7 protein-coding genes are annotated in these 8,796 nt (G+C 42.5%); 5 read left to right on the plus strand and 2 right to left on the minus strand.

The features are described from left to right. Nucleotides 1–320: 320 nt before the first annotated feature. On the minus strand, nt 321–2,480 hold the full coding sequence (locus CALSC_RS15615; RefSeq protein WP_235006805.1) for a chromosome segregation ATPase: 2,160 nt from the start codon (nt 2,478–2,480) through the stop codon (nt 321–323). A gap of 157 nt (nt 2,481–2,637) precedes the next feature. Continuing rightward, the gene (hslO, locus tag CALSC_RS15620) at nt 2,638–3,543 is read right to left on the minus strand and encodes an Hsp33 family molecular chaperone HslO (protein WP_088242247.1); all 906 of its coding nucleotides are present in this window, start codon (nt 3,541–3,543) and stop codon (nt 2,638–2,640) included. A gap of 530 nt (nt 3,544–4,073) precedes the next feature. Between hslO and CALSC_RS15625 the strand changes: the two genes are divergently transcribed. From CALSC_RS15625 to prmA, 5 genes are all read left to right on the plus strand, one after another. Next, complete coding sequence (locus CALSC_RS15625) at nt 4,074–4,469, plus strand: hypothetical protein (protein ID WP_088242248.1); 396 nt, start codon at nt 4,074–4,076, stop codon at nt 4,467–4,469. A gap of 54 nt (nt 4,470–4,523) precedes the next feature. After that, nucleotides 4,524–5,288, plus strand: coding sequence for a Uma2 family endonuclease (locus CALSC_RS15630; RefSeq protein WP_088242249.1), 765 nt, complete (start codon nt 4,524–4,526; stop codon nt 5,286–5,288). A gap of 537 nt (nt 5,289–5,825) precedes the next feature. Continuing rightward, nucleotides 5,826–7,406 carry a phosphoglycerate dehydrogenase gene (serA, locus tag CALSC_RS15640; protein WP_088242251.1) on the plus strand — a complete coding sequence of 527 codons (1,581 nt, stop codon included), beginning with the start codon at nt 5,826–5,828 and terminating at the stop codon, nt 7,404–7,406. A gap of 153 nt (nt 7,407–7,559) precedes the next feature. Then, nucleotides 7,560–7,742, plus strand: coding sequence for a hypothetical protein (locus CALSC_RS25975; protein WP_143288271.1), 183 nt, complete (start codon nt 7,560–7,562; stop codon nt 7,740–7,742). Nucleotides 7,743–7,748: 6 nt separating this feature from the next. Continuing rightward, nucleotides 7,749–8,660 (plus strand): 50S ribosomal protein L11 methyltransferase, encoded by a 912-nt coding sequence (prmA, locus tag CALSC_RS15645; protein ID WP_088242252.1) that lies wholly within the window; start codon nt 7,749–7,751, stop codon nt 8,658–8,660. Nucleotides 8,661–8,796: the final 136 nt, after the last annotated feature.

An 8,796-nucleotide genomic window follows, 5' to 3' on the forward strand; every position in this document is an offset into this window, starting at 1 on the left:
AAGCTGTGGGATGTCAAAATGGGCGATTGCTTCCAAACCCTGATAAATGAAAAACCCTACAAACGCATGAATATCACAGGTGTGAAGGGTTTAACAGAAGCCGAAATCGCCACCCTCAAAGCATTAGGCGCAGTGGAAGAGGTCAAATAAAAGTTCCACTTGCACCAAAAGAGCGATCGCACCTCCCATATCCACCACATTTCTATACAGAATTTCTATAAGTGTTTTTTCAAAAATCGCCCAAACTCTTTCTCCCCCTGCTCCCTGCTCCCTGCCCCCTTGCAATCCTAATGATAAGTATTTAACCGGACATGATATTATTAGTCGCTGGTTGTAGGATCTGGCGTTAAGGTTGGTGTGGGTGTTGGTGTTGACGCTGCCGTTGGTGTTGGCGTTGGTGTAGCCGGAGAAGGCTCTGGCGCAGTAGTATTTTCTACTTTAGGTGTAGGTGAAGTTACTCTTTCTACTTCCTGAGGTATAGGCTTGAGAAAGTTTTGCCAAGTCCGAATTTGTTCCCTTGCAGCACTATAAGCAGCAGTACCTCTAGGAATCATTTTAGCTGTTCTAATACCCCGAATCATATCAGATACCCCTTGGGAACGGGCTATATCTAAGAGTTGCCGACTCCACTGATCCATCGCAATATTGGCATCTATTCGTAAAGCATTGGTACGGGGTATGCGACGAGCCAAGCGCATAGCTCTAGCTAAAGCATTCGGAGTTCCTTGCAATGCTACTTCTTTTGCCCTTTTCCAGTTTTGCTTCGCATTAATTTCGCTTTGCCATCTATTAATATCCCTCCTAGCATCCCTAGAAAGTGCCCTACCTCGGGAAATTTGGCTGGCTGCTGCGATCGCACCATTTAAATTACCCCTATCAGCCAGCGTTCGCGCTTGATCTAATACAGGGCGATCCTGAATCCTCTGGACTTGATACCTCCATCTGGAAATTTTCTTCCGGGCATCTCTGTATAACGCACGACCTCGACGAATTTGTCTGGCTTCGGCAATTGCTGCTTGTAAAGAGTTAATATCTCCTAACAAAGCTATTTGATCGGCTCGTTCTAAATAGGGACGATCTTCAATCGTTTGAATTTCACCAACCCAACGTCTAATTTCCTGTTTAGCTTCCCTCGAACGGGGGTTATTTGCAGGGACAAGTTGTGCTTGGGAGATTGCTGCATTCAAATCTCCTATGGTTCCTTGACTAGCTAGCAACCGGGCTTGATCTAAACGAGAAACATCTTCTATTTCCAACTGCCAACGAGCAATTAATTGCTGCGCTTGATCATAAACTGGTCGAGAAGCATCTATTTGTTGCGCTTGAGAGATAGCTACTTCCAAACCATAAATGGTGCCGAGCCAAGCACTATTTTTGGCTTCAGCTAAAGCAATGAAATCATCTTTTGTTTCTGTTAACCCAGTAATATCCGGAATTTCTTGGGCAATGGCAATTGCTTCATCACCATTTTTCTTATCCAACTCAGATTGAGCTAAATCTAACATTGTTTGCCCAATCTCAGGAATTATTTCCTGGGCTTTAGAGTAAATGTAGCTCTTCTTACCAATAGATTCCGCTAGCTCAATTGCTTTCACTAAATTTTTGACCTTGCTACTCTTAGCCAGGGATTTAGCTTGAGCTAACTTATTCCCATCTTCCCTTGTCTGGGTAATTAACTGATTCAGTTGATTATATTTTGTAGTTGCCCAATACTTATTATCAACACGTAGCAATTTCGCTGCCACTAAAAAAGCTTGATACCAACGTTGTTCCCGGATATGCTCCTCTGATGTTGTATATAATTTTTCTGCCTTTGACCATGTGGAGCGCCAGCCAGCTATCTTCTCATCAACAAGCTTGTAAGCAGCTAAATCTCTTGGTATTTGTCGGGCTGTAGCGATCGCTTCTTCTAATTTCCCATCTTGAAAACGGACATCGGATAAATCCAGAATATCCCGTGACCACCCTTCTATTAAACGATCAATCTCTCCCCTTAAAGGATGACTTTGGGGTAGATGCTTAACTAAGGAAATTGCTTGTAATAAATCTTTGACATTCTGCTTAGAAGCTGCCAATTGAGCGCAATGTAATCTTACGGAGGCGCTAGCAAGGGGCCAAAAAATAGATGGACAATTGGGGGCTGAAGGTAACTTCAATAGCATCGACATAGCGAGAAACGCAATGCTACCTGGAGCTAACGCTAATATTACCGTCCACAAAACCCAGCTTCTTGCCCAACGTGGCAACTTTCGTAATTTGTTACCAGAAACTTGGCTTGATGGTACAGTGTTATCTGAGTGGTCGTTTATGCCAAAATGCTTATCTGTAGTTCGGTTCACAGGATTTGCATGAGAACTAGTTGCTGAAACTTGAGAATGGTGAGTATCACCTGTTTTGCCAATTCGGGATAATCTTGCCATTATACCTGGCTGTTCAGTTTTGTCTAAAGACCAACTCTCTGGAATATCCCGCTCTGCCATTGCTCACACCAAAATAATTTAACAGCGATCGCTCAAAGATCGCAAGTCTCATTGTCTTTATTGTAACTTTACCACGTAGGGAAAAGCCACTTGATATCCGCACCCCTCTACATATATACAACTAGCCATGAAAAAAATCTAGTTGTTTTTTATACTTTTAAAGTGTAGCAGAAGATTCTGCTTGTAAATCAAAAATGAGTTGTAAAAGATGATCCTCATTAGCATGGTAGACAGTGCCACAAAATTCGCAAGTTGCTTCTGCACCATTATCTTTGATAATCATATCTTGTAGCTCATCTTGCCCTAACATTTTCAAGGCTCCCAAAACCCGATCGAAAGAGCAACCGCAATGGAATTTTAACATTTGAGTTTCGGGAAATATGTTCAAGTCCATATCTCCTAAAATATCTTGAAATATTTCTGGTAATGTCTTCCCAGCTTGCAGTAAAGGAGTAAATCCAGCCAAACTGGATACACGGGATTCTAGCTTTTCGACTAAAGCCTCATCCCTAGCTGCTTTTGGTAATACCTGTACCAGCAAACCACCGGCGGCGGTAACACCAGAACTATTGATAAATACACCTACAATTAGGGCTGAAGGAGTTTGCTCTGAACGCACCAGGTAATTACTAACATCATCCCCAATTTCACCAGATACCAATTCTACAGTACTGGAGTAGGGGTAGCCATACCCAATATCCTTGACAACATAGAGATAACCATCACCGACTGCACCACCAACATCTAACTTACCTTGGGCATTAGGAGGTAATTCAATGGCAGAGTTTTGTACATAGCCGCGCACTGTTCCATCTAAACCAGCATCAACTAAAATTCCACCCAAAGGGCCATCACCTTTGACTCGGATATTGACCCTAGAACCTGGTCGTTTCATATTAGAAGCCATCAACAAGCCGGATACCATAGTCCGTCCTAATGCTGCACTAGCCACATAGGAAAGTTGGTGACGTTGTCGTGCTTCTTCCGTCAATTGGGTAGTAATAGCACCTACCGCTCTAATGCCTCCTCCAGCTGCCGTTGCCCGAATTAATCGATCTGCCATGAAATGACCTTACATTTCTTAACATATTAACTTTCCCTATTGTAAAGCTTTTGGTATCCACCGAACATATTGGGCAATTGAAGATTTTGTTATACCATTTTGAAAAAAGAATGGGACAGATGAGTAGGGGCACGGCACCAGTAAGATACTTTATATATTAAAAGATTATGCCTGCCGTGCCCTCACGAAGAATTGGCATTGCTCCCATTGTGGGATGATTTTGTCAGGTGAGCATCATTTCAGTTATCAGTACCTGAATTGGTATGCAAAGGGCACGGCGTGGGTAAGATTATTCTATAACCCAAGAGATTTACCGATGCCGTGCCCCTACTGATAATTTTTGTGGCATATTTGAGATTGCTTCAATGTCATCTTGTAACGGCTAGTCTTCAAGTACTTAGACAGAATTAATTACACACATTATTTTCTGTTCCCCGTTCCCTGTTCTCTGTTCCCTGTCTCCATGAATGAGTTTAATTTTGTTCAACTACTGATCTGTCATACTGAAAGAAAGGGATTGAGAAGAGCCAATGCTAGGTAATTTCCAAAAAAGTCAACTGCGGATAGAAATTGATGCATCGGCACATACCATTCGTGAGAGTCTATTGTTGCCAGAGAAATTCAAAACATGGCTAGCTATGAGTCGTCTACCGAAGGAAATGCCCACAGAATTACATCCTGGGTTTGAGTTTACTAGCTGGAATGGTCCAATTCCGATTCAACATAGTGTGGATGTAGTCGGCGATGATTGCCTGCGTTTAATATTGAGCCAAGGAATTGACGGCTTCCATGAATGGTATTGGGGGGAAGGTTGGGTACAATCTCGACTAGAAGGGGTCACAGTTTTACCTTTAGCTTTGGGACATAGTTTAAATTTATTGAGTTTGCGACAATTTGTGGCGATCGCTAATCAGAAAAAGGTATAGGATTGGTGTCACCATCGCTATCAACTTCTAGGTGTAATTTTTGGGAATAGTTCTATGGTTCTACAGAGCTTGCATCCCGTGCAAAAAGAGCTAAACATTAGTTGGGAAGCACTTCCAGCAGATTTCATTTTACCTGATGACCCCGTGGAAAACATTCAGCAACCTCCTTTAGCTGCTGCACTTACGGATGCCCTAGGAGCAGCAGGAATGATGCAAAATAATATGCTGATTGGCTCTAATTTTGGTCTAGTAGCCACAGTAAATAAAAAAATTGTTGTCAAAGCACCAGATTGGTTTTATGTGTCTCAAGTACAGCCTATAGCTCCTGAGATAGTTCGCCGTAGTTATACACAAAACCTAGAAGGCGAACCAGTAGCGTTAGTCATGGAATTTCTCTCAGACACGGAAGGTGGAGAACTATCAGTACGTTCAACTCCTCCCTATGGCAAATTATACTTCTACGAAAAGATTCTCCAAGTTCCCACCTACGTAACTTACGATCCCTACGAAGCAATTATAGAAGTACGCTGTTTGCAAAATGGTCATTATACATTGCAGCAAGCCGATACTAACGGGCATTTTTGGATTCCGGAATTAGAGCTATTTTTGGGAATTTGGCAAGGTGAAAGACTATGTCAAACCATGAATTGGTTGCGGTGGTGGGATAAGCAAGGTAATTTGCTGTTATGGAGTAGTGAACAAGCAGAACAGGAGCGCGAACGAGCTGAACAAGAGCGTGAACGGGCTGAACAGGAACGTGAACGGGCTGAACGTTTAGCACAAAAGCTAAGGGAAATGGGTATTAATCCGGACGAGTGAGAATTTACACTTGACCAGAAGAAGCAGGGGGGAATGCCATTTTTCCGATGCTGTGGAGCCTAGAGCATAAATTCAGTAATCGAGAGCAATCATCAATCCTGCGTGTGGGAGTGTGGGATTCCCCTCTTTCCCTCTTTCCCTCCTTCCCTCCTTCCCTCTCTTCCCCATCTTCCCCATCTTCCCACACCCCCTATACTCCCTACTCCCTACTCCCTACTCCCTACTCCCTACTCCCTACTCCCTACTCCCTACTCCCCTGCCAACAAAAATACAGCCAAAACTATAGATTTTGAAATTTTTATTTTTAATAAAAAAATAGGTATTTAGGCTGCTCGTGGTTTATATTAACGCCGTGGGTGTGGCAATCCTGTTATGTTCAAATTATGGAAGAATACTTCCACCGTTGCTCTCATGCCATAAAACAAGAGATGTGGTTGTGCTTCAGCTCAAAAAATGCTTGCTTAATAGGTACAGATCAACCTTAAACTTAAAAGTCCACCGACCGCAATTACCTCTAAAAAGAAAAACTAAGCAATCATGTCTAAGGTTCTCGTCTCCGATCCAATTGACCAAACTGGGATTGATATTTTATCCCAAGTTGCTACCGTTGATGTCAAAATAGGACTCCAACCAGAAGAATTAGTTCAAATCATTGGCGAATATGATGCCCTCATGATTCGTTCTGGAACCCGTGTCACAGAAGAAATCATAGCAGCTGGCACTAATCTCAAAATTATAGGTCGTGCTGGTGTGGGCGTGGATAATGTGAATGTTCCTGCTGCTACCCGCCAGGGCATTGTAGTAGTAAATTCTCCCCAGGGAAATACCATCGCTGCTGCCGAACACGCTTTAGCAATGATGTTATCTTTGTCCCGTTATATCCCTGATGCCAATGCTTCGGTAAAAAGCGGGAACTGGGATCGTAAGAGCTATGTAGGAGCAGAAATATACAAAAAAACCATTGGTGTTGTCGGCTTGGGTAAAATAGGTTCCCACGTTGCTAAGGTTGCCAAGGCAATGGGAATGAAATTACTAGCATATGACCCCTTCCTGTCCAATGAAAGAGCCGAACAGCTTGGTTGTCAATTAGTTGATTTAGATTTGTTGCTGCAACAATCAGATTACATCACCCTACACATCCCCAAAACACCAGAATCTACTCACTTAATCAATGCTGAGAGATTGGCAAAAATGAAGCCCAATGCTCGAATTATTAACTGTGCTAGGGGAGGAATAGTTGATGAATCAGCTTTAGCAGATGCCCTCAAATCAGGCAAAATAGCTGGTGCAGCCCTGGATGTGTTCGAGTCTGAGCCTCTGGAAGAATCTCCTTTAAAGTCCTTGGGTAAAGAGATGATTTTGACACCACATTTGGGTGCATCAACCACTGAAGCCCAAGTGAATGTGGCGATTGATGTTGCCGAACAAATTCGGGATGTATTGTTGGGATTACCTGCACGTTCTGCGGTGAATATTCCTGGACTCAGTCCCGATATCTTGGAAGAACTCAAACCATATATGCAGTTGGCGGAAACCCTCGGTAACTTAGTAGGGCAATTAGCTGGTGGTAGAGTAGAAGTACTTAATGTTCGCTTACAAGGGGAATTGGCAACCAACAGAAGCCAGCCTTTGGTAATTGCATCTCTTAAAGGTTTACTTTTCCAAGCTTTAAGGGAAAGGGTAAATTATGTGAATGCCAGTATCGAGGCAAAGGAAAGGGGTATCCGCGTGATTGAAACCAAGGATGAGGCTGTTAAAGATTATGCCGGTTCCCTCCATTTAGAAGCCACTGGTAATTTGGGTACCCATTCCGTAACTGGTGCTTTGTTGGGTGATGGGGAAATTAGGGTGACAAACATTGATGGTTTCCCAATTAACGTACCCCCAAATCAATATATGCTATTTACTGTACACCGGGATATGCCAGGAATTATTGGTAAAATTGGTTCCCTTTTGGGTAGCTTTAATGTCAATATTGCCAGTATGCAAGTGGGGCGTAAAATCGTTCGTGGTGATGCGGTCATGGTTCTCAGTATTGATGACCCATTACCAGAAGGAATTTTAAGTGAGATTACCAAAGTACAAGGTATTCGAGATGCCTATACTGTAACACTTTAACCAAAATTGATACCCGTAGGCTTGACTTCGGGCAGGTTAGGATGAAGGATAAAGGATGAAGTGATGACTCTTTCACCCTTTATCCTTGACACTTCAAACTCTCAAATGTAGCACTACCAAAGCACATGAGGACATTTTTGAAGCAGCAAACCTATGAACAGTAAACTTATTACTTATTACTCCTTCGGAGTATCTCCTTCGGAGAGACTGCGTCAACGTCATTTGCTTTATGCCGGGGAACCCCTCCGGGTTGCGCCACTTGCTTTATGCCGGGAAACCCGTCCACCGCAATGGCTTACCGTCCACCGCAATGGCTCACTTATTACTTGTGCGTAGCGCTATATGTCCAATACCTGGTGGGAAATACAAATTATCTGCGAACCTGTTCAAGAAGATTCCATTTTTTGGCGATTGGAAAACTTTGGTTGTCAGGGTACAGCTAGCGAGAAGAAAGGCGATCACTCTATTATTAAAGCCTACATACCCAATGTTAAGGTTAAACTACTGGATTTATCTGCATTATCATTATTGTTACGTCAAGATGCTCTGTGTTTGAGCAGTAGTGACCCACATGTTTCTTGGCAATTGATTGATGAGGAAGATTGGGCAAGTAGCTGGAAACAATATTGGCATCCAGAAGAAATCGGCGATCGCTTTTTGATTAATCCTGCATGGTTAACAGTCCCAGAAGATTGCGATCGATTAGTTCTCCGACTCGATCCAGGTGTAGCTTTTGGAACAGGAAATCATCCTACGACCCAGTTATGTTTAGAATCCTTAGAAATGCGATTCATCCCTGACCCTTACACTCAAGAAGTGCAGAAACAAGATGTGGTAATTGCTGATATTGGCTGTGGTTCTGGTATCCTTTCCATTGGAGCCTTATTGCTAGGAGCAAAGCAAGTATATGCTGTAGACAAAGAACCCCTGGCAGTAAAATCAACTCAGGATAATCTTGCCCTGAATGATATTGATAGTAAACGTTTGCTGGTAGCAGAAGGTAGTGTAGATGTTTTGTCTCAAATGGTTCCAGCACCGGTAGATGGGATTGTTTGTAATATTCTGGCTCATATAATTATAGATTTAATCCCAGGCATAAGTGCGATCGCCAAACCAACTACTTGGGCTATCTTTAGCGGCATTTTACTTGAACAATCTAAAGATGTAGCGGATGTCTTGGAACAAAATGGTTGGTTAGTTGCTACCCTATGGAAAAGAAAAGAATGGTGTTGCTTAAATGCAAGGCGTTCCTAGGTTTATAAGTAACAAGTAATAAGTAATAAGTAATAAGTAATAAGTTTAACCTCTGTCTAAATCCAGAGGATTCAAAGAATGATTAATCTTAATTATTTTTTACTTACAACTTAATTCCGTTGGTACATTTGCCGTT

It is taken from the genome of Calothrix rhizosoleniae SC01 (genome assembly GCF_900185595.1).
Taxonomy (GTDB): Bacteria; Cyanobacteriota; Cyanobacteriia; order Cyanobacteriales; family Nostocaceae; genus Calothrix_A; species Calothrix_A rhizosoleniae.

What these genes read in the sequence shown, in the direction of transcription:
- CALSC_RS15615 (WP_235006805.1), bottom strand. Translation starts at nt 2,480, where the DNA reads ATGGCAGAGCGGGATATTCCAGAGAGTTGGTCTTTAGACAAAACTGAA.
- hslO (WP_088242247.1), bottom strand. Translation starts at nt 3,543, where the DNA reads ATGGCAGATCGATTAATTCGGGCAACGGCAGCTGGAGGAGGCATTAGA.
- CALSC_RS15625 (WP_088242248.1), top strand. Translation starts at nt 4,074, where the DNA reads ATGCTAGGTAATTTCCAAAAAAGTCAACTGCGGATAGAAATTGATGCA.
- CALSC_RS15630 (WP_088242249.1), top strand. Translation starts at nt 4,524, where the DNA reads ATGGTTCTACAGAGCTTGCATCCCGTGCAAAAAGAGCTAAACATTAGT.
- serA (WP_088242251.1), top strand. Translation starts at nt 5,826, where the DNA reads ATGTCTAAGGTTCTCGTCTCCGATCCAATTGACCAAACTGGGATTGAT.
- CALSC_RS25975 (WP_143288271.1), top strand. Translation starts at nt 7,560, where the DNA reads ATGAACAGTAAACTTATTACTTATTACTCCTTCGGAGTATCTCCTTCG.
- prmA (WP_088242252.1), top strand. Translation starts at nt 7,749, where the DNA reads ATGTCCAATACCTGGTGGGAAATACAAATTATCTGCGAACCTGTTCAA.